This window comes from Variovorax sp. DXTD-1, assembly GCF_003984625.1.
In the GTDB taxonomy this organism is placed as follows: domain Bacteria; phylum Pseudomonadota; class Gammaproteobacteria; order Burkholderiales; family Burkholderiaceae_C; genus Variovorax.
Window position 1 is genome coordinate 156,135 of the sequence record NZ_RWKH01000003.1, and the last position, 18,717, is coordinate 174,851.

Annotated in this window: 20 protein-coding genes; 11 read left to right on the top strand and 9 right to left on the bottom strand. The window is 67.6% G+C overall.

All coding sequences use genetic code 11. The annotated features are described in order from the left end of the window. Positions 1 to 43: 43 nt before the first annotated feature. Together EJI00_RS04235 and EJI00_RS04240 are read left to right on the top strand one after the other, a co-directional pair. Positions 44 to 799, top strand: a complete 756-nt coding sequence (locus EJI00_RS04235; protein ID WP_126746225.1) for a gamma-glutamylcyclotransferase — start codon at positions 44 to 46, stop codon at positions 797 to 799. Further along, positions 796 to 1,338, top strand: coding sequence for a superoxide dismutase family protein (locus EJI00_RS04240; RefSeq protein WP_126746226.1), 543 nt, complete (start codon positions 796 to 798; stop codon positions 1,336 to 1,338). The genes EJI00_RS04235 and EJI00_RS04240 overlap by 4 nt, the downstream gene beginning before the upstream one ends. Positions 1,339 to 1,345: 7 nt before the next feature. Here the strand turns inward: EJI00_RS04240 and EJI00_RS04245 are convergent, their stop codons facing one another. Then, positions 1,346 to 1,918 (bottom strand): NTP transferase domain-containing protein, encoded by a 573-nt coding sequence (locus EJI00_RS04245; RefSeq protein ID WP_126746227.1) that lies wholly within the window; start codon positions 1,916 to 1,918, stop codon positions 1,346 to 1,348. A 55-nt stretch (positions 1,919 to 1,973) separates the two neighbouring features. On the opposite strand from EJI00_RS04245, the gene pdxH reads away from it, so the two are divergent. Beyond that, on the top strand, positions 1,974 to 2,627 hold the full coding sequence (pdxH, locus tag EJI00_RS04250; protein WP_126746228.1) for a pyridoxamine 5'-phosphate oxidase: 654 nt from the start codon (positions 1,974 to 1,976) through the stop codon (positions 2,625 to 2,627). Positions 2,628 to 2,633: 6 nt separating this feature from the next. On the opposite strand, the gene EJI00_RS04255 is transcribed toward pdxH, so the two are convergent. Further along, complete coding sequence (locus EJI00_RS04255) at positions 2,634 to 3,836, bottom strand: OmpA family protein (RefSeq protein ID WP_260590446.1); 1,203 nt, start codon at positions 3,834 to 3,836, stop codon at positions 2,634 to 2,636. Between the two features lie 24 nt (positions 3,837 to 3,860). Between EJI00_RS04255 and EJI00_RS04260 the strand changes: the two genes are divergently transcribed. Then, positions 3,861 to 4,232, top strand: coding sequence for a hypothetical protein (locus EJI00_RS04260; protein ID WP_126746230.1), 372 nt, complete (start codon positions 3,861 to 3,863; stop codon positions 4,230 to 4,232). Positions 4,233 to 4,329: 97 nt separating this feature from the next. Here EJI00_RS04260 and EJI00_RS04265 read toward each other — a convergent pair whose 3' ends face one another. From EJI00_RS04265 to msrA, 4 genes are all read right to left on the bottom strand, one after another. Next, a complete protein-coding gene (locus EJI00_RS04265; RefSeq protein WP_126746231.1) occupies positions 4,330 to 5,280 on the bottom strand; it encodes an AEC family transporter in 951 nt (316 codons plus the stop codon). An 80-nt stretch (positions 5,281 to 5,360) separates the two neighbouring features. Next, positions 5,361 to 7,475 carry a TonB-dependent receptor gene (locus EJI00_RS04270; RefSeq protein WP_126746232.1) on the bottom strand — a complete coding sequence of 705 codons (2,115 nt, stop codon included), beginning with the start codon at positions 7,473 to 7,475 and terminating at the stop codon, positions 5,361 to 5,363. Positions 7,476 to 7,553: 78 nt separating this feature from the next. Continuing rightward, complete coding sequence (locus EJI00_RS04275) at positions 7,554 to 7,973, bottom strand: hypothetical protein (protein ID WP_126746233.1); 420 nt, start codon at positions 7,971 to 7,973, stop codon at positions 7,554 to 7,556. Between the two features lie 24 nt (positions 7,974 to 7,997). Next, positions 7,998 to 8,549 carry a peptide-methionine (S)-S-oxide reductase MsrA gene (gene msrA, locus EJI00_RS04280; RefSeq protein ID WP_126746234.1) on the bottom strand — a complete coding sequence of 184 codons (552 nt, stop codon included), beginning with the start codon at positions 8,547 to 8,549 and terminating at the stop codon, positions 7,998 to 8,000. A 101-nt stretch (positions 8,550 to 8,650) separates the two neighbouring features. Here msrA and EJI00_RS04285 point away from each other — a divergent pair, with 101 nt between their 5' ends. From EJI00_RS04285 to EJI00_RS04300, 4 genes are all read left to right on the top strand, one after another. Further along, on the top strand, positions 8,651 to 9,328 hold the full coding sequence (locus tag EJI00_RS04285; RefSeq protein ID WP_126746235.1) for a TetR/AcrR family transcriptional regulator: 678 nt from the start codon (positions 8,651 to 8,653) through the stop codon (positions 9,326 to 9,328). 90 nt (positions 9,329 to 9,418) lie between these two features. Beyond that, entirely contained in the window at positions 9,419 to 10,096 is a 678-nt protein-coding gene (locus EJI00_RS04290; protein WP_126746236.1) for a protein-L-isoaspartate O-methyltransferase family protein, read from the top strand. 14 nt (positions 10,097 to 10,110) lie between these two features. After that, positions 10,111 to 10,449 (top strand): rhodanese-like domain-containing protein, encoded by a 339-nt coding sequence (locus EJI00_RS04295; RefSeq protein ID WP_126746237.1) that lies wholly within the window; start codon positions 10,111 to 10,113, stop codon positions 10,447 to 10,449. Positions 10,450 to 10,470: 21 nt separating this feature from the next. Next, a complete protein-coding gene (locus EJI00_RS04300) occupies positions 10,471 to 12,024 on the top strand; it encodes a TolC family outer membrane protein (RefSeq protein ID WP_126746238.1) in 1,554 nt (517 codons plus the stop codon). Positions 12,025 to 12,041: 17 nt separating this feature from the next. Here EJI00_RS04300 and EJI00_RS04305 read toward each other — a convergent pair whose 3' ends face one another. Both EJI00_RS04305 and EJI00_RS04310 read right to left on the bottom strand, forming a co-directional pair. Beyond that, positions 12,042 to 13,421, bottom strand: a complete 1,380-nt coding sequence (locus tag EJI00_RS04305; protein WP_126746239.1) for a 3-deoxy-D-manno-octulosonic acid transferase — start codon at positions 13,419 to 13,421, stop codon at positions 12,042 to 12,044. A 5-nt stretch (positions 13,422 to 13,426) separates the two neighbouring features. Further along, positions 13,427 to 14,809: a phosphomannomutase/phosphoglucomutase gene (locus tag EJI00_RS04310; RefSeq protein ID WP_126746240.1), complete on the bottom strand. Its 1,383-nt coding sequence runs from the start codon at positions 14,807 to 14,809 to the stop codon at positions 13,427 to 13,429. 111 nt (positions 14,810 to 14,920) lie between these two features. On the opposite strand from EJI00_RS04310, the gene EJI00_RS04315 reads away from it, so the two are divergent. Genes EJI00_RS04315 through EJI00_RS04325 form a run of 3 tightly spaced genes read left to right on the top strand, consistent with a single transcriptional unit; the run spans position 14,921 to position 18,028 of the window. Continuing rightward, positions 14,921 to 16,522: a DNA-3-methyladenine glycosylase 2 family protein gene (locus EJI00_RS04315; protein ID WP_126746241.1), complete on the top strand. Its 1,602-nt coding sequence runs from the start codon at positions 14,921 to 14,923 to the stop codon at positions 16,520 to 16,522. A gap of 6 nt (positions 16,523 to 16,528) precedes the next feature. Next, positions 16,529 to 17,023 carry a methylated-DNA--[protein]-cysteine S-methyltransferase gene (locus tag EJI00_RS04320; RefSeq protein WP_126746242.1) on the top strand — a complete coding sequence of 165 codons (495 nt, stop codon included), beginning with the start codon at positions 16,529 to 16,531 and terminating at the stop codon, positions 17,021 to 17,023. Between the two features lie 36 nt (positions 17,024 to 17,059). Continuing rightward, positions 17,060 to 18,028 carry a DMT family transporter gene (locus tag EJI00_RS04325; protein ID WP_126746243.1) on the top strand — a complete coding sequence of 323 codons (969 nt, stop codon included), beginning with the start codon at positions 17,060 to 17,062 and terminating at the stop codon, positions 18,026 to 18,028. Here the strand turns inward: EJI00_RS04325 and EJI00_RS04330 are convergent. Beyond that, positions 18,003 to 18,653: a DUF1345 domain-containing protein gene (locus tag EJI00_RS04330; protein ID WP_126746244.1), complete on the bottom strand. Its 651-nt coding sequence runs from the start codon at positions 18,651 to 18,653 to the stop codon at positions 18,003 to 18,005. The two genes, EJI00_RS04325 and EJI00_RS04330, sit on opposite strands and share 26 nt — an antisense overlap. Positions 18,654 to 18,717 lie beyond the last annotated feature (64 nt).

Sequence of the window (18,717 nt, forward strand, 5' to 3'; positions counted from 1 at the left end):
CTCGGGCCCGGCACCCGATCCCGGACCACCGGGATTGGACCCGATGCCGCGGCCGTTGCGCGACCCGCAGCCGATGCTCGAACAGGCCATCGCCGACTGGGGTGGCCGCGAGGATCTGTGGCTCTTCGGCTACGGCTCGCTCATCTGGCGCCCCGAGTTCGACTTTGCCGAGCGCCGGTTCGCCTGGGTGCATGGCTGGCATCGCGCGTTGAAGATGTGGAGCCGCATCAACCGCGGCAGCGTGCAGACGCCGGGCCTCGTCTTCGGCCTGCTGTCAGGCGGCAGTTGCCGCGGCATGGTGTTCCGGGTGCCAGCGTCCCAGGGTCTCGAAACCCTGCGCAGGCTCTGGCTGCGCGAAATGCCCACCGGCGTGTACGACCCGAAATGGCTCAAGTGCGTCACACCCGAAGGCCCGGTGCGTGCGCTTGCCTTCACGCTCTCCAGGCGCAGCCCCAATTTCACGGGGGAGCTCAGCGACGAGCGTTATCGCCACATCTTCACCCATGCGGTGGGCCGCTACGGCAGCTCGCTCGACTACGCGCGCCAGACCTTGCTGGAGTTGCGCCGCCACTCGATTCACGATGCGGCACTGGCCCGGCTGGTTGCGCTGGCGCACGAGAGGCAAGAGCAGCAGGAGCAGCACGACCGTGAGGCGCAGCAGGCGCAATCCGGCGCCGCGGCTGATTGCGGCACGCCTCCTGCTCCGGTATATGTTCCGGGGTCTCCGGACAAAAAGACTTCTTCTTCCCGTTCCTTTTCTTCTCAACAATCTTCCGGACCGTCCAAGGAAAAACCATGAACCATCGTCTCTCGATTGCCATCGGCACCGCCATTCTCGCCAGCGCCCTGCTTTCGGCCTGCGGCGGCATGATGGGCGGCAAGCCGAGCGCGGCCGCCGAACTGATGCCCACCGCGGCGATCTCGCCCAACCCCACGCGCGGCACGGTGACCTTCACCGCGCTGGACCACGGCGTGCGGGTGGCCGGCGAAGTGCGCGGCCTGGCACCGGGCAGCGAGCACGGGTTCCACATCCATGAAAAGGGCGACTGCGGCGACAACGGCAACGCCTCGGGCGGCCACTTCAATCCCACCGGCGGCGCGCACGGCAAGTTCGGCGCGCCGGGCAGCCACGCCGGCGAGCTCCCCAGCCTCGTGGCCGATGCCAGCGGCGTGGCACGCTTCCGCGTCGACATCCACTCGATTTCGCTGACCGAAGGCGCCGCCAACAACGTGGTGGGCCGCGCGCTCGTCGTGCATCGCGACCGCGACGACTTCACGACCCAGCCAGCCGGCAATTCCGGCCCGCGCACGGCATGCGCAGTGATCGCGCGGCGCTGATCGCCGGTTAAGCCAAACCCGCCGAGCGCTCCCGCCAAAGGGCCTCGGCGTGCGCCAGGGCCTCCGGCGTGTCGATGTCGGTCACGATGCCCACGTCGTCCACCACAAGGTCGGCCACCGCATCGATGGCGCGCATGGCCTTCAGGATGGGCGCGGCGCCGAAGTTTCCCTGCAGCGCCGCGAGCTGCGCGCGGCATCCGGCCGCAAAGCCCACCGGATGGCCGCGCTCGCCCTTGTATTGCGGCTGCGCAGCGCACGTGCGGCCGGTGAGGGCCCCCGCCACCGCGCGCAGCGTTTCAGGGCGCACCAGCGGCAGGTCGCCCGGCAGGATCAGCCAGCCGGCGGCGTCGGGCGTGGCCCGCACCGCGGCGGCAATCGAATCGCCCATGCCTGGGTGCCCGGCGTCTTCCAGGCGCCAGGGCAGTCCGCTGGCGCGAACGGCATCGAGCGTTCGCTCGAGTACCGGCTTGCCCGCGAGCGGCGCCTGCAGCTTGGAGCCCACGCCGCCGGCCGCGTTGAAACGCTCGCCCCGCCCCGAAGCCAGCACGATCACCCACGGAGAATTTGCCTTTGTCGCCATGGGCCGAGTATGTGCGCGGAATGGCGGCGGGCAAGGCTTGCGCAACAATGTCGGCATGACCTCTTCTCCAACCAACGAAACGTTGGCCGCGCTGCGCAAGAGCTACGAGCGGGCCGAACTCGGCGAAACCCACAGCGCCGACGATCCGCTGAAGCAGTTCGAACGCTGGCTCGGCGAAGCCATCGACGCCCAGGTGCCCGAGCCCAATGCCATGACCCTGTGCACCGTGGGCAGCGACCTGCGGCCTTCGAGCCGCATCGTGCTCATCAAGGGCTATGACGCGCGCGGAGTCGTCTGGTACACCAACTACGAAAGCCGCAAGGGGCGCGAGCTGTCGGGCAATCCGTATGCGGCGTTGCAGTTCCACTGGGTCGAGCTCGAACGCGTGGTGCGCATCGAGGGCCGGGTCGAGAAAACCAGCGCGGAGGAAAGCGACATCTACTTTGCCAGCCGCCCACTGGACTCGCGCATCGGCGCCTGGGCCAGCCCGCAGAGCGAAGTGATCAGCGGCCGCGACGTGCTGGTGAAGAACGCCGCCGTGGCTGCCGCCAAGCACCTGCTGTCGCCGCCGCGCCCGCCGCATTGGGGCGGCTACCGGCTTGTGCCCGACCGTTGGGAATTCTGGCAAGGCCGCAAGAGCCGCCTGCACGACCGGCTGCGCTACCGGCTCGAAGGCGGCAACTGGGTGCGCGAACGGCTCGCACCCTGAGTCCGGTCAGGCCTCGCAGGCCGCGACCTTGAATTCGACGCGGCGATCCAGCGCATCGCTTGCGTCGTCCGCCCCGGTGCCGACGATGTTCTCGCGGAACCCCATGCCCGATTCGCGCAGCTTTTTCGACAGAGGCGGCGCCTCGCCCACGAGCCGGGTCTTCACGCTCACCGCGCGCTGCAGCGAGAGGCGCTCGTTGACCGCCTCGGGGCCGGTGCGGCTCGTGTGGCCCGTGACCACCACGCATGAATCGATCTGCGCCGCCTGGCGCGCGATCTGCCTCAGCCACATCGGATAGGCGGCGCTGATCTTCGGGTCGGCGAGGAAGTCGGTCGAGCCTGGCTTGAACAGGAACTTCACGCTCAGGTTGTTGGTTTCCAACCCGAGCCGCGCCAGGGTGCCGAAGGTTTTTTCCGCATCGGCCGCGCGGCCCAGATGCGCCTGCGTGAGGTACAGGCCGCTGTAGATGCGCAACTGCTGCCCGTCGGGCCGGCGCGATGCGGCTTCGTAGCGGCTCAGGGCTTCGCTCATGCGGCCGGCCTCGTAGGCGGCGGTGGCTTCCTGCAGCACCGTCGAGGTGGGCAGGCGCTCCAGGTAGAGCGCGTCGGCTGCTTGCCCCGGCTGCGTTTCGGCGGTGCGAATGTAGCCTTCCACGCCGCGGTCCTTGCCGTTCACCGGGCTGTCGCGAAAGAAGGCCGTCGGCCGCGTGTCGAGCGTGGTATCGCTGATGCGCGCCACCGATTGCGCGATGACCACGCCGCTCTTGATTTCCGTCAGCGCCAGGTTGAGGCGGTAACGCCCATCGGACGAATCCTTGTCGCGCACCAGCGTGCCATTCAGCACGTATTGGGCGCGCTCGATCTCGGCGCTGTTGAACGGCGTGACGGTGAACTGCTTGAACTGCGACTGCATCCGCTGCACCACGCGCTGCTCGGCCACGCGCGTCACTTCGGTCTGCTGGCCGCTCGAACCCTCGAGCAGCGGATCGATCACGATGCGGCTCTGCTTGATGGTCGACTCCACCTTGGCCAGGAAGGCCGGCAGCTTCTGCGTCTGCACGATCAGGTCGTCCACCGCCTGGTTGACGGCCTGCTCGAAAGGCATGGCGTTGCCCGGCGCTGGCCGGTGCGCGCACGCAACGGAAAGCACCGCGGCGCACAGCGCGAGCACGCGCAGCACGGTCCCGATCGGTTGGATGGTCTTCATCATCAGCATTGGCTCCTCAAGATCTTCATGTCTTCGTCCGACAGCGGCTCACCCACCGCTGCGCGCATGTTGATTTCGCTGCAGCGCCTGGAGAGCGGCGGCTTTGTGGGGGCCACGGGCTTCTCCACCTCCGGCACTGTGAGCGGCGCCGGCTGCGCGGCCACCGCGACCGCCTGCGGCCTGGGCCGCGTTGCCGCAGCCGGCTTGGGCCCCGCTGGCCTGGCTGCCGGTGGCTCGGCTGCCGGCGGCACCGCCTCCCTCGGTACCCCCGCCGAAAGGCACGGCGTCCTGCACGGCTTGGTATCTGCCGTGGCCGTCGCAGCAAACGTGGCACAGCACAGCGCGACCACCATCGCGATCGGCGCCATGGCGGAAAACGGCGAAGACCGCACCTGGTAAATCATCAGCCCGCAAATGTAGAGCGGCAGGCGCCGCTCGCCATCTCGCCAAATGGCCACCCTGCCGAACGGCATAGGCGCCCGGCGCTACTAGAACTTCAGGGGAGCCACTGCACCAGCGTCATCACCAGCGTGAGCGTGGCCAGCGCGAGCACCGTCGACACGGCCACGCTGGCCGTCACCAGGTCTTCGGCCGTGCGGTAGCGCTGCGAAAAAAGAAAGACGTTAGCGCCGATTGGGAGCGCAGCCGCCACCACCATCACGGTGAGGGGAATGCCGCGCACGCCCAGCAGCCAGCCGATGCCGGCCACGAGCAGCGGATGCAGCAGGTTCTTCACCAGGGCCTGCACCGTGGCACCGCGCCAGTGCCGGCCGATGGGCGTCAGCGCCAGCGTGATGCCCACCATGACGAGTGCCACCGGGCCGAAGGCCTGCCCGAGCAGCATGATCGGCTTGTCGAGAAAGTCGGGCATCACGAGCCCCGTCTGCGCGAACAGCAGCCCCGCGATGATCGGCATCGGCACCGGGTGAATGATGGCGTTGCGGAGAGCCCTCAACACCGTGCGAACCATGGAGCGCTTCTCCTCCCCGCTCACCACCGCGTGCTCGCGCGCGACGGCCAACTCCAGCACCACGGTGGCGCTCGTCAACAGCACCAGCGAGTGGAGCGAGATCAGCGTGAGCAGCACCACCATGCCCTGCTCTCCGTAGGCCAGGCCGACCAGCACGATGCCGATCATCACGGTGTTGCTGTAGGTGTTGGCCAGCGCAATGACGGCTGCCGTGCGGTTGAAGCCGCGCAGCGCCAGCGTGCCCGCGAACAGCAGGCCCGAGGCGATGAAGTACGCCGCCACGGGCTTGAGGCTGAGTTCTTCCACGTGCACCGTGCTCATCGCCCGGAACAGCAGCGCGGGTGCAAGCAGCAGGAAGATCAGGTTGGAAAGGTCCTTGACGGCGTTGCCGCCGATCCAGCGGCGCCGGCCGGCCAGGTAGCCTGCTGCGATCAGGACGACGACCGGCAGCAGCGAGGAAATGACGAACGGGTTCACCCGGTCGAGGATAGCCGAGGGTGCGTTCAGCCCGGCCTGCCCTTTCCTTTCGAGAAAGAGCAGGCCTGATGGGCTTCAGGTCAGAACGTCACGCGCAGGCCGACCTTCAGCGAGCGCCCCGGCAGCGGTGCGTTCGGGTACACCGTCGTCGTCAGGATCGACGTCGGGCTGTAGGCCAGCTTGTTGGTGATGTTGTCGACACGCGCGTACCAGGTGAGGTTGGTGCGCTGCACCTTCATGCGGTACGTGACGGCCGCATTCCACAGCGTGTAGGAGTCGATCTCGCGCGCACCCACGCTCGGCACCCGGCGCTGCGCCGCGTTGTAGTCGAAGCCCAGGCGCGCACCCCACGGGCCGTTGCCGTAGGCGAGCGTGGCGCCCAGCCGCAGCGGCGCAATGCGGGGCAGCGGCTCGCCGGTGTCGAGGTTCTTGGCCCGCACGATGTCGCCACGCCATTCGAGGTCGAGCGTCGAGCCGTCCGCCGAACGCGCGAAGCCATCGGTGCCCAGCAGGCGCAGGTTGCCGTTCGCCTCGATGCCGGTGAACCGCGCGCGCACGCCGCTGTAGAGGTACTCGGCCAGCGTGTCCGTCGCCTCCGGGTCGGTCACCACCTGGCCCTCTTCGTCGAGCGTGCGGCCCGATGCCGTCAGGCCGATGTAGTTGCGAAAGCGGGTGACATAGGCATTGACGCGGGCCGTGTTGGCGCCCGACTTCCATTGCGCCCCCAGGTCGAACCCGGTCGACTTTTCCTTCTCGAGGTTCGGGTTGCCGACCTCCCATGCGGCCGTTGCCACGTGCGGGCCATTGGCAAGCAGCTCATAGTCCTTCGGTGCCCGCTCGGTGTAGGCCAGGTTCGAGGTGAGCTGCCACTGCGGTGTCAGGTTCACCAGCGCGCCCAGGGCCGCGCTGTGCGGGTTGAAGGTGCGCTCGCCAACGGCAAAGCGCGTCACCGTCGGATCGTCCGGATAGCCGAGCGAGGTGACGCGGACCTTCTCGGTGCGCGCGCCAAAACTCAGCCGGCCCCATGAGGTACCGAGCTCTTCGTACATGAACAGCGCGTTGGAGCGCGTGCGGCTGTGCGGCGCAAAGGCTTCGGCGCCGTCCGCGGCGAAGCGGTTGGTTTCGCTGCTGAAGCCGACCAGGCCTTCGAGGTTGCCGATCTTCCGGTGGCGCGCCTCGATGCGCACATCGTTGCTCATGTTCGAGAAGGTGGTGCCGGCTTCGCGGCCTTCGAATTCGGTGTGGCGGTAGTCGGTGTGGCTGAGCTTGGCGTGAACGCTGCTGATGATGCCGCCCGGGCGCCACTCGCCTTCGAGCGCATAGCGGTCGGACTTCATGCCGATGGTCACGTCGTCTTCAGCCACGGTGCCGTAGTTGCTGCGGTAGGTGCTGGCCGAAGCGCCGATCCAGCCCCGGTCGAAGAACAGCGTGCCGCCCACCGCGCCGCCGTGCGCTTCGTTGGCTGAATTGCAGATCCTGCGCGCGAGCGTGGGACGGCCGGGCTTGGTGCACTCCAGGTCGATGGGCACCGAGACATCCTTGGAGTCGCGATTGAACGCATCGACGTGCAGCGCGAAGCGGTCGTTGCCACCCTCGAGCACCACACCGCCGTTCTTCTCTTTGTTGCCGGTCGAAAAGCCCAGGTCGGCACGGCCGCCGAAGCCGTTGATCGGCTCGGTGGGAATGCGGTTGTCGATCACGTTGACCACACCGCCCACCGCGCTGCCGCCGTACTGCAGCGCCGAAGGCCCGCGCAGCACTTCGACGCGCTCGGTCACCAGCGAATCCACCGGCACCGCGTGGTCGTAGCTCAGCGCCGAAGCATCGGGCGCGCCGCCGCCGTTCTGCAGGATGCGGATGCGGTCGCCGTCCAGCCCGCGAATGATCGGCCGGCTCGCGTTGGGGCCGAAGTAGCTGCTGCTCACGCCGGGCAGGTTGTTGAGCGTTTCGCCGAGCGTCGATTCGGAGCGCATCAGGAGCTTGTCGCCCGAGAGCGTGGTGGTGGGCGCAATGAGGTCGGCCGCGCCCAGCGGATTGCCGGTCACGGCAATCTCAGGCAGGGTGGCCGCGGGCGCTTCGGCGGGTTGCGCCTGAGGGGCCGGCTGCGGCTGCGGCTGCGCCTGGGCCATGGCAGCGAAAGAAGCCAGCGAAAGAACGGCAGCGCCGATGGCGTTGCGACGGAAATTGGGAATCATGGATGAGCACTCGTTGAATCAAGGGACGATCTGCCGCCACCGCAAAGCGCGGCCGCAGCAACCGGAACACGGAAAGATTCAGCGAGTGGAAGGCGGGCCGCGCGCGTCGAACAGCGCAACCCAGCGGGCGATGGCCTCGCCCTGGAGATAGGCAAAGGTGGCCGACGGCAGCAGCACCGGCAACACCACCGTGGGAATGCCCAACGCGCCCGAGCCGTGCGACAGCTGGTCGTACAGCCGGCATTCGGCATCGGTGTGATCGCCGAACAGGCTGGCAATGCCGTGGGACACGTGGGAGGTGTGGGAGGCATCCCCGCCCGCGTCGTCAGCATGGCCGGCCTGCGCGGCTGCCGTTGCCTGCGCAAGACCGGTCACGTGCAGCGACCGGTGAATCAGCCCGAGCGTGCCCGCGAACCACAACGCAATCACCAGCGCAATGGCGATCGCACGGGTCGACAAAATCGACCGGTGCGGAGCCTGGCTGGCGATGATGTGCACGGGGAGCGGGCCTTTGGCGAAAGATCAGGCCTTGACGCGCGAGGCGAAGGTCTTCTGGAACTTCTCGACCTTGGGGCCGACCACGAAAGCGCAGTAGCCCTGGTTCGGGTTGTTCAGGAAGTAGTCCTGGTGGTAGGCCTCGGCGGTCGAGTAATTGGCGAGCGGCACCACCTCGGTGACGATGGGGGCGCTGTAGGTCTTGCTGGCTTCTATTTCGCGAATGACCTCTTCGGCCACCTGCTTCTGCGCGTCGTTCGTGAAATAGATGCCGCTGCGGTACTGCGTGCCGACATCGTTGCCCTGGCGGTTCAAGGTCGTGGGATCGTGCACCACGAAAAAGATCTCGAGAATCTCGCGCAGGCTGATGACGGCGGGGTCGAATTCGACCTTCACGACCTCCACATGGCCTGTGCGGCCGGTGCAAATCTGCTCGTAGGTCGGGTTGACGGTCTGGCCGTTGCAGTAGCCCGATTCGACGTCCACCACGCCCTGCACGCGGTCGAACACGGCCTCGGTGCACCAGAAGCAGCCCCCACCGAGCACGATGGTTTCGGTTTGCGGCGGTGAAGAAGACATGGGCTGCTCCGGCAGGTAGGAAAAAAGCGAACCCGATATTGTCGCGGCTTGACGGGCTGGATGCTGGTCACTACATTACTAACCCGCGAGTCATTAATCTCATGCCCACCCCCCGTTCCTTTGTCGACAAGATCTGCCCGGTGCGCTCCAAACGCGAGCGCCGCAAGGAAGCGCGCCCCGGCGAACTGCTGGCGGCGGCGCTCGATCTTTTCGTCGAAAAAGGCTTTGCCGCCACCCGCTCCGAGGAAGTCGCGGCGCGCGCCGGGGTCTCCAAAGGCACGCTCTTTCTTTATTTTCCGAGCAAGGAAGAGCTCTTCAAGGCGGTGGTGGTCGAGAACCTCAGCGGCCGGTTTTCCGAATGGAACGAGGAGTTCGAGACCTTCGAGGGCAGCTCGGCCGACATGCTGCGCTACTGCATGCGCGTCTGGTGGGAGCGGGTCGGCATGACCAAGGCCTCGGGCCTCACCAAGCTCATGATGAGCGAAGGCGCCAATTTTCCCGATCTGGCGGAGTTCTACCGAAAAGAGGTGGTCCGACCGGGCCACACGCTGTTGCGGCGCATCCTGCAGCGAGGCATCGACAGGGGCGAATTCGCGCCGGTCGACGTCGACCATGCCATCTACTCGGTGGTGGCCCCCATGATCTTCCTGATGCTGTGGAAGCACTCGGCCATGGTGTGCGTCGACGAAGACACCGCGCTCGACCCCGAAAAATACCTCGCCATCCAGGCCGAGACCGTGCTCTACGGCCTCACCCGCCGGCCCGGAGCCGCGGCATGAAGCGTGCATGGACGGCCGGGCTTCCGCGAACGGGCGCCGCGCAACCTAAAATTGAAGGTTTGTCCTGAGCCCCACAAGGAAAAGCCCCCAATGAACCCGACACCCACCCTCGAGCGCTTGCGCTTCAACATGATCGAGCAGCAGATCCGGCCCTGGGATGTGCTGGACCTGGAAATTCTCGATCTGCTGGCTGCCATCCGGCGCGAAGACTATGTGCCGCCCGCACATCGCGCGCTGGCTTTCTTCGACATGGAGCTCCCGCTGGGCGACGGTTCCGTTCCCGGCCAGGTCATGCTCTCGCCCAAGGTCGAGGCGCGCATGCTGCAAGACCTGCACGTGCAAAAGCACGAGTCGGTGCTCGAGATCGGAACCGGGTCGGGCTTCATGGCCGCCCTGCTCGCCCATCGCGCGGCGCAGGTGCTGTCGCTCGAAATCGACCCCGTGCTGGCCGCCCGCGCCGCCGAAACGCTGCGCCAGAACGGCGTCGCCAATGTCGAGGTGCGCAACGCCGACGGCGCCGTGCCGCTGCCGAGCGGCCCGAGCTTCGACGTGATCGTGCTCAGCGGTTCCGTCGCCCGCATTCCGCAAAACCTGCTCGGCTCGCTCAAGGTGGGCGGCCGCCTTGCCGCCATCGTGGGCGACGAACCGATGATGCGCGCGCACTTCGTCACCCGCAGCACCGAAAGCAAGTGGGACACCATCCAGCCGTGGGACACCGTGGCGCCGCGGCTGCTCAATTTCCCCGAGCCTTCGCGCTTCTCGTTCTGAACGGGCACCTTCGAATGATTGATCAAGTCCGCCCCGCCGACCTCGCAGCCTGGTTTGCGCAAAACCCCGGTGCGGCGCCCGTGCTGCTCGACGTGCGCGAGCCGTGGGAGCTACAGACGGCGAGCGTCGCGCCCCAGGGCTTCACGCTGGTCGCCATCCCGATGAACGAAATTCCGGCCCGGCTTGCCGAGCTCGACGAGGGCCAGCGCATTGCGTGCCTGTGCCACCACGGCGCGCGCAGCCAGCGCGTGGCGGCCTTCCTGAGCCAGAACGGCTTTGCCGAGCTGGCCAACGTGGCCGGCGGCATCGACGCCTGGTCCGCACAGCACGACCCCGCCGTGCCGCGCTACTGATTCTTTCTTCAAGGACGTTCAATGCCTTCCAGGCCCAGGCTTTTGCCTCTTTCCGCAGCGCTCGCAAGTCTCTTTGCCACCCTGCTCGCACTGCCGGCCCAAGGCCAGACACTGAACGAACTCTACGAATCCGCACGCGGCTTCGACGCCACCTACCAGGGAGCACGGGCCCAGTACGACGCGAGTGTGGCGCGCGCCGCACAGGCCAAGGCGGGCATTCTTCCCGCCGTGGGGCTCACGGCCGGCGCCACGCGCAACAACCTCGACATCGACACGCTCACCGGCCCCGGCCGCGGAACGACCACGCCGCGCGACTTCACCACGCAGAACGTCGGCATCAACGCCACGCAGCCGCTCTACCGGCCCGCCAACTGGGCCACCTACGAGCAGGGCAAGCGCCAGGCCGAGATTGCCGAGGCCGTGCTCACCACGGCCGAGCAGGACCTGATCGTTCGCGTGAGCCAGGCGTATTTCGACGTACTCGCGAGCCAGGACAGCCTGACGCTGGTGCGCGCGCAGAAGGTGGCGGTGGCCGAGCAGCTCGCGTCAGCCAAGCGCAATTTCGAGGTCGGCACCTCCACCATCACCGACACGCGCGAAGCACAGGCGCGCTACGACCTCGTCATTGCGCAAGAGATTGCCGCCGAGAACGACCTGCAGGTCAAGAAGATCATCCTCGACCAGCTGGTCGGCCACCCCGGCAGCGTGCCGGTGCCGCTCTCGCAGCCTGTGGTGCTGCCCATGGCCATGCCGGCCAATATCGAAGCCTGGGTGGCGCAGGCCGAAGAAGTGCACCCCTCCATCCGCCAGGCGCGGCTCGGCCTCGACGTAGCCAGCCTGGAAATCCGCAAGGCCGAAGCCGGCCACAAGCCCACGCTGGACGCCAACCTGGGCTACAACATCACGCGCAATCCGCACGGCACCAGCACCAGCACGGTGGGCACGCGCATCGATGCCGCGTCGGTGGGCGTGGTGTTCAACATGCCGCTCTTCGCGGGCTTTGCCACCGAGAACCGCATCAAGGAAACGCTGGCGCTCGAAGACCAGTCGCGCAGCGTGCTCGAAGGCACCCGCCGCAGCGTGGCGCAGGCCACGCGCGCGGCCTACCTCGGACTGGTGTCCGGCGCGGGCCAGGTCAAGGCGCTCGAAGCCGCCGAGGCCTCGAGCCAGAGCGCGCTCGACGCCAACCGGCTCGGCTACCAGGTGGGCGTGCGCATCAACATCGACGTGCTCAATTCGCAAAGCCAGCTCTACCAGACGAAGCGCGACCTTGCGCAGGCGCGCTACAACGTGCTGCTGGGCAACCTCAGGCTGCGCCAGGCCAACGGCACGCTGACGGTGGACGACATGAATGCGATCAATGCGACGCTGGCAAAGAACGGAGACGCGTCTTCGCAGCCTGCGCAACCTTCGCTTGGCGAGCGCCCGCAGACGGCGCCTTCAACGGTGGTGCCGGTCACGCCGCCGAGCATTCCCGTGGTGCCGCCCGTGCCCGTGCCGCCGTTCAATCCACCGGCACCGACGATGCCTTCGGCACCGCCACCACCGGTCATCCTGAATCCCCCGGCCCGCTGAGGATCTGACCCCCGCTGCTACTCGAGCGTGGGTTCCGCTCTCGCGTCTTCTTCCAGAGGCGCGGCGCCGGTCGGCACGGGGTCCGCGGCCTGCGCAATGGCCAGCACCGCCGCGGCGGTGCGTTCGGCCGCCCCGCGGTTCGACGATGAGAAGGCCAGCGCGGCCTGCGCCATGGCGGCACGGCGCTCGGGGTTTTCGACCAGCTTGAGCGCCGCGGTCACGGCCTGCTCCATGTTTTCGACGCGCAGCGAGGCACCGGCCGCAAGCGAAAGCTGCGCGGCTTCGGCAAAGTTGAAGGTCGAGGGGCCCATGACCACCGGGCAGCCGCATGCGGCGGCCTCGATGAGGTTCTGGCCGCCCAGCGGTTCGAAGCTTCCGCCCAGCAGCGCAACATCGGCCAGGCCGTAGTAAAGCGCCATTTCGCCGAGCGAATCGCCGAGCCATATCTCGGCATCGGTCGGCTGGCCGGCCGCGCTGCGGCGCGCCACGGCAAAGCCCTGCGATTCGATGAGCGCGGCCACTTCGTCGAAGCGCTGCGGATGGCGCGGGACGATCATCCATTGCACGTCATGCACGCGCTTGGCAATCGAGCGGACCGCGCCCTGCTCCGGCGGCACGGGCGACGTGGCGCCGAAGCGCTTGAGCATCTCGAGCAGCATGCGCTCTTCGCCGTCGCGCGAGCTCGCAAGCACCACCATGGGCTTGGGCAGCCGCTCGCGCAGCGCCACCGCCGCGGTGAGCTGCCGCGCGTCGGGCGAGGCATCGAACTTGAGGTTGCCGTAGATGCCGGCGACCTTGGCGCCAAGGGAGACCAGCCGGTGCGCATCCGCCTCCGTCTGTGCCCACACGGCGGCCAGCGCCGAATACGCGGGCCGCGCGAGCCAGCTCAGGCGCTCGGCCGCGGCCAGCGACTTCTCGTTGAGGCGCGCGTTGGCCAGCACCAGCGGAATGCGTCGCTCGGCGCAGGCGGCGGCCATCTCTGGCCAGACTTCGGTTTCCATCAGCACGCCGATGCGCGGCTGAAAGCGATCGAGAAAACGCGCCACCGCGCCCGGCGTGTCCCACGGCTGCCAGACCTGCGTGTCGCCGGGCTCGAGCAGCTTGGCACCCTCTTCGCGGCCCGTGGCGGTGCCGTGCGTGAGCAGGATGGGGATGCCCGGGTACTGCCGCCGCAGCTCGGCAATCAGAATGGCTGCCGCGCGTGTTTCGCCGAGCGAAACCGCATGCACCCAGCACTGCCCCTCGCCGGTGGTTGCGTCGTCGTAGTAGCCGAAGCGTTCCTCCACGGCCACGCCATAGCCGGGCTCGGCCACCGCGCGGCGCCGCAGCTTGCGGCGAACCAGCGGTTGCACAACAGTGGTGAAGACGCCGTACAGGCGCAGCAGCAGCGAACGCACGGGGTTCAGTGCGACGCTTCGGCCAGCGTCGCGTCGGCCTTCACGGTTCTGAGGAGCGCGAGCATCTCGGCTTCGATGCGCTTGAGAGCCGCATCGGTCTGGCCTTCGAAGCGCAGCACCAGCACCGGCGTGGTGTTCGAAGCGCGAATCAAGCCGAAGCCGTCGGGCCAGTCGACGCGCAGCCCGTCGATGGTCGAGACCACGGCGGGTGCCGCGAAGCTTGCGCCTGCAACCAGCTTTTCGACCACCGCATGCGGCTCGCCTTCGGCGCACTTCACGTTGAGTTCGGGTGTCGAGAAGCTCGTGGGCAGCGCGTTGAGCGTGTCGCTCGCGTTCGGCGTCTTGCTCAAGATCTCGAGCAGGCGGCAGCCCGCGTAGGTGCCGTCGTCGAAGCCGAACCAGCGCTCCTTGAAGAAGATGTGGCCGCTCATTTCGCCGCCGAGCGGCGAATCGATTTCCTTCATCTTGGCCTTGATGAGCGAATGGCCGGTCTTGAAGATCATCGGCTTGCCGCCCGCGGCTTCGATGGCCGGCGCCAGGCGCTGCGAGCACTTCACGTCGTACACGATGGTGCCGCCCGGCACGCGCGAAAGCACGTCCTGCGCAAAGAGCTGCATCTGGCGGTCGGGGAAGATGTTCTGGCCGTCTTTCGTGACGATGCCCAGCCGGTCGCCGTCGCCGTCGAAGGCCAGGCCCAGTTCGGCGTCTCCTGTGGCCAGCGCGGCCATCAGGTCCTTCAGGTTCTCGGGCCGGCTCGGGTCGGGGTGATGGTTGGGAAAATCGCCGTCGACCTCGCTGAACAGCTCGGTCACTTCGCAGCCGATGGCGCGGAAGATGGCGGGGGCCGAAGCGCCCGCAATGCCGTTGCCCGAGTCGACCACGATCTTCAGCGGCCGCGCCAGCTTGATGTCGCCGACGATGCGCTTCACATAGGCCTCGGTCACGTCGACATTGCGCACGCTGCCGCCGGGCGCGAGCTTGGCCGTGCCTTCTTCCATCACCTTGCGCAGGCCCTGGATCTCGTCACCGTAGATGGCGCGGCCGGCCAGCACCATCTTGAAGCCGTTGTAGTCCTTCGGGTTGTGGCTGCCGGTTACCTGGATACCGCTGCTCGACAGCGTGTGCGCCGCAAAGTACAGCATGGGCGTGGTCACGGCGCCCACGTTGATGACCTCGATGCCCGTGGCGACAAGGCCCTTGATCAGTGCTTCGGCGAGCGCAGGGCCCGACAGGCGGCCGTCGCGGCCCACCGCCACAGTTTTTTCACCGGCGGCACGGGCGGCGCTTCCGAAAGCCCGGCCGAGCGCTTCGGCGACCTCGGCATCGAGCGTGACGGGCACCACGCCTCGAATGTCATAGGCCTTGAAAATCGACGCACTGAGTTGCATGAGAAGGCATTCCCTGTAGTTCTAAAGACCGAGCCATTGTAGGCAAGCAGTCTGGCGCCCACATGTCCGAAAACGGCCAGTTGAAACGAGTCGAAACCGTATCATTTGCCCATGTCTTCCACACATGCCTCCACCGAAGTGCTCGAGAGCGACGCCTGCTACCTGGCGATGAAGACGCACGATGCGCGCTTCGATGGCTCGTTCTTCACCGCGGTGACCTCCACCGGCATCTACTGCCGGCCGGTCTGCCGCGTGAAACTGCCACGCCGCGAGAACTGCCGGTTCTTCCGCCATGCAGCGCAGGCCGAGGCGGAAGGCTTTCGCCCTTGCCTGCGCTGCCGGCCCGAACTTGCGCCGCGCGCGGCAAGCTGGTCCACCGAAGATGCCTCGCGCATCCTCGCGCTGCAGGCCGCGCGCCTCATCGACGAGCCCGATGCGTGGGCCGAGGACGGCCCCGGTGCCGCGCAGATCGCGGCACGGCTCGGCGTGAGCGACCGCCATCTGCGGCGCATCTTCGAGGCGCAGTTCGGCGTCTCGCCCCTGCAATACCTGCAAACGCGCCGCCTGCTGGCCGCCAAGCAATTGATCGCCGACACGCGCCTGCCCATGACGCAGGTGGCGCTGGCCAGCGGCTTTGCGAGCGTGCGCCGCTTCAATGCCGCCTTTCTTGAACACTACGGCCTCAACCCGAGTGCGCTGCGGCGCGCGGGCGGTGCCGAGGGCGGCGAAGGCAAGGCGATCGAAGTGCGCCTGGGTTTTCGTCCGCCCTATGATGTGAACGCGATGCTCGGCTTCTTTGCGCGCCGTGCGCTGCGCGGCGTCGAGGTGGCGTTCACGGCCGACGGCAAGGAGCCCGCCAAGGGCAGCACGCCTGCCTATGTGCGCCTGGCCCGCACGCTGCGAGTGCAGCAAGGCGCGCAGACCCACGCCGGATGGCTGCAGCTGCGCTTCGACATGGAGCGCGAGCAGATGCTGCTCTCGGTCAGCGATTCGCTCGCCGCGGTGCTGCCCATCGTGATCAGCCGCGCGCGCGCCATGCTCGACCTCGATGCCGAGCCGATGGCCATCAACGCCGCACTGCACGAAGCCTTTCCGCATGGCGATGGGCTGCGCGTGCCCGGTACGGTCGACGGCTTCGAGCTCGCGGTGCGCGCGGTGCTGGGCCAGCAGATCACCGTGGCCGCGGCGCGCACGCTGGGCTCGCGGCTGGTCGCGGCATTCGGCGAACCCATCGCCACGCCCATCGAGGGCCTGGACCGGCTGTTTCCGACGCCTGCAGCCGTGGCAGCGGCGAGCGGCGACGCGCTCGGTCAGCTCGGCATCGTGCGCCAGCGGCAGGCCGCGCTGCAGGCCATTGCCCGCGAGGTCGCCGCCGGCAAGCTGGCGCTGCATGCAGGTGCCGACGTGCCATCGACCATTGCCGCGCTGCAAGAGCTTCCCGGCATCGGCGCATGGACCGCGCAGTACATCGCCATGCGCGCGCTGCGCTGGCCCGATGCGTTTCCCGCGGGCGACATCGCGCTGCAAAAAGCATTGGGCGTGACCACCGCGCGCGCCGCCAGCGAAGCGTCGCAGGCATGGCGTCCGTGGCGCAGCTACGCGGTGCTGCGCGCATGGCATGCACCGTCGCCATCACCGGCAACCGCGGCCACGGGATCACCCGCGGCAGAGCCTTCTTCCAGCAACATCGCAACGGCAGGCGCCTCCGCCTGAAATGTCATGAAGTTCAAGACCAAAGTCATCTATACATCGCACATCGACACGCCGCTCGGCGGCATCACCATGGCCGCCACCGACGAAGGCCTGGCGGGCGTCTGGTTCGACCAGCAGCGCCACTCGCCCGACACCACGGGCTGGCAGACCAAGGACGATCATCCCGCGCTCGTCGAAGCCGGCGCGCAGTTGCGCGACTACTTTGCCGGCAAGCGCGACACCTTCGACGTGAAGCTCGATCTTTCGCACGGCACCGCGTTCCAGCAGAGCGTGTGGCAGGCGCTGCTTGCCATACCCGCGGGCAAGACCATGACCTACGGCGCACTGAGCGCAAACGTGGGCAACCCGACCGCCGTGCGTGCGGTCGGTGCGGCCGTGGGACGCAACCCGATCAGCGTGATCGTGCCCTGCCACCGCGTTCTCGGTGCCAACGGCTCGCTGACCGGTTACGCTGGCGGGCTCCACCGCAAGACCGCCTTGCTGGAACTCGAATCGAAATAGCGCCGGCTCCGGCCGCGCGCACCATCAAGAGAACGCATGAGCATGACAACAAAAGACAACACCACAGCTCCCGACTCGCCCAAGCCCAAGGCCTGGCTCATCGATCTGGTGCTGCTGGGCGCGCTCTGGGGCGCGTCTTTTCTTTTCATGCGCATCGGCGCGGCCGAGTTCGGTGCCTTGCCGGCGGCCGCGGTGCGCGTCGGCGTGGCCACGCTGTTCCTGTTGCCGCTGCTGTTCATGCGCGGCCACGGCGAGGCGCTCGCGCAGCACTGGAAGGCGTCCATGGCCATCGGCGTGCTGAACTCCGGCATTCCGTTCGCGCTGTTCTGCTTTGCGCTGCTCACCATCAACAGCGGCCTGGCCGCGGTGATCAACGCCACGGTGCCGATGTTCGGCGCGCTGGTGGCGTGGGCCTGGTTTCGCGACCGGCCGGACGGCTCGCGCATCGTCGGGCTGATCATCGGCTTTGCGGGCGTTGCCATGCTCGCAAGCCGCAGCGCCGGCCTGCATGCCGATGCAGGCGGCAATGCCCCACTGTGGGCCGTGCTGGCGTGTCTGGGCGCCTGCGCAAGCTATGGCGTGGCGGCCAGCGCCACGCGACGCTACCTGGGCGGCGTGCCCGCGCTGGCCACGGCCACCGGCAGCCAGATCGGCGCCACGCTGTTTCTTGCGTTGCCCGCGCTGTGGTTCTGGCCCGCGCAAATGCCCAGCCTGCGCGCATGGCTTGCGTTGCTGGCGCTGGGCATTGCCTGCACCGGACTGGCGTACATCCTTTTCTTCCGGCTCATCGCCAATGCGGGACCGGCGCGCGCGCTGACCGTGACTTTCCTGGTGCCGGTGTTCGCGGTGTTCTACGGCGCGGTGTTCCTCGGCGAGAACATCACGCAGTGGATGCTGATCTGCGCGGCCGTCATCGTGTGCGGCGTGGCGCTTTCCACCGGCCTCGTGAAGCTGTGGCCGGGCGCGGGCTCGGCGGCCGCTACATCGCCGCCGCGACCACGTTGACCGACAGCGCGAGCACCAGCATGTTGAAGGCAAAAGCGAGCACGCTGTGCACCAGCGTGATGCGCCGCATCTCGCGCGAAGTGGCCTGCACGTCCGACACCTGCGACGTCATGCCGACGACGTACGCGTAGTACAAAAAGTCGAAATAGTCCGGCTCGTCCTTGCCCGGAAAATCCAGCCCGCCGTCGGGCGAGCCGTCCCGCCGGTCGATGTAGTAGCGGTGCGCGTAATGAAACGCGTAGATCGTATGCATCATGAGCCAGGAGCCCACGAGGGCCACCAGCCCCAGTGCGATATGCGCGGCCCGCGCGGGCCCGCTCATCAGCTTGACTTGCTGCAGCAGCATAGCAATGGCAACCACGCTCGCACCAATCGCGACCAGCATCGACACCAGGATCATCAGGTTGGGCTGGTCCAGCGACTGCGCGCGCTCGCGGGTTCGCTGTGCGTCGAAAGTATCGGCCAGCCACCACGTGAGAACCAGGAAGACCGCAGCGCCGGTGCACCAGCCTGCAAGGCCGCGCGCCATCGGCTCGAGCGGAGCGAAGGCCGCAGCGGCAATGCCCGCCACCGCGCCATACAAGAGACGCTGCGGACCGGTGGTCGTGGAAAGATGTTCATGCATGCTCAAAGCTTAACTTGAATACTTTTTCAGGCGCGCTAACGCCCGCATCGACACCGTCCTACAA

What these genes read in the sequence shown, in the direction of transcription:
- EJI00_RS04285 (WP_126746235.1), top strand. Translation starts at nt 8,651, where the DNA reads ATGCCCACCCCCCGTTCCTTTGTCGACAAGATCTGCCCGGTGCGCTCC.
- EJI00_RS04240 (WP_126746226.1), top strand. Translation starts at nt 796, where the DNA reads ATGAACCATCGTCTCTCGATTGCCATCGGCACCGCCATTCTCGCCAGC.
- EJI00_RS04235 (WP_126746225.1), top strand. Translation starts at nt 44, where the DNA reads ATGCCGCGGCCGTTGCGCGACCCGCAGCCGATGCTCGAACAGGCCATC.
- pdxH (WP_126746228.1), top strand. Translation starts at nt 1,974, where the DNA reads ATGACCTCTTCTCCAACCAACGAAACGTTGGCCGCGCTGCGCAAGAGC.
- EJI00_RS04270 (WP_126746232.1), bottom strand. Translation starts at nt 7,475, where the DNA reads ATGATTCCCAATTTCCGTCGCAACGCCATCGGCGCTGCCGTTCTTTCG.
- EJI00_RS04315 (WP_126746241.1), top strand. Translation starts at nt 14,921, where the DNA reads ATGTCTTCCACACATGCCTCCACCGAAGTGCTCGAGAGCGACGCCTGC.
- EJI00_RS04290 (WP_126746236.1), top strand. Translation starts at nt 9,419, where the DNA reads ATGAACCCGACACCCACCCTCGAGCGCTTGCGCTTCAACATGATCGAG.
- EJI00_RS04325 (WP_126746243.1), top strand. Translation starts at nt 17,060, where the DNA reads ATGAGCATGACAACAAAAGACAACACCACAGCTCCCGACTCGCCCAAG.
- EJI00_RS04295 (WP_126746237.1), top strand. Translation starts at nt 10,111, where the DNA reads ATGATTGATCAAGTCCGCCCCGCCGACCTCGCAGCCTGGTTTGCGCAA.
- EJI00_RS04310 (WP_126746240.1), bottom strand. Translation starts at nt 14,809, where the DNA reads ATGCAACTCAGTGCGTCGATTTTCAAGGCCTATGACATTCGAGGCGTG.
- EJI00_RS04320 (WP_126746242.1), top strand. Translation starts at nt 16,529, where the DNA reads ATGAAGTTCAAGACCAAAGTCATCTATACATCGCACATCGACACGCCG.
- EJI00_RS04245 (WP_126746227.1), bottom strand. Translation starts at nt 1,918, where the DNA reads ATGGCGACAAAGGCAAATTCTCCGTGGGTGATCGTGCTGGCTTCGGGG.
- EJI00_RS04260 (WP_126746230.1), top strand. Translation starts at nt 3,861, where the DNA reads ATGTCTTCGTCCGACAGCGGCTCACCCACCGCTGCGCGCATGTTGATT.
- EJI00_RS04330 (WP_126746244.1), bottom strand. Translation starts at nt 18,653, where the DNA reads ATGCATGAACATCTTTCCACGACCACCGGTCCGCAGCGTCTCTTGTAT.
- msrA (WP_126746234.1), bottom strand. Translation starts at nt 8,549, where the DNA reads ATGTCTTCTTCACCGCCGCAAACCGAAACCATCGTGCTCGGTGGGGGC.
- EJI00_RS04300 (WP_126746238.1), top strand. Translation starts at nt 10,471, where the DNA reads ATGCCTTCCAGGCCCAGGCTTTTGCCTCTTTCCGCAGCGCTCGCAAGT.
- EJI00_RS04255 (WP_260590446.1), bottom strand. Translation starts at nt 3,836, where the DNA reads ATGATGAAGACCATCCAACCGATCGGGACCGTGCTGCGCGTGCTCGCG.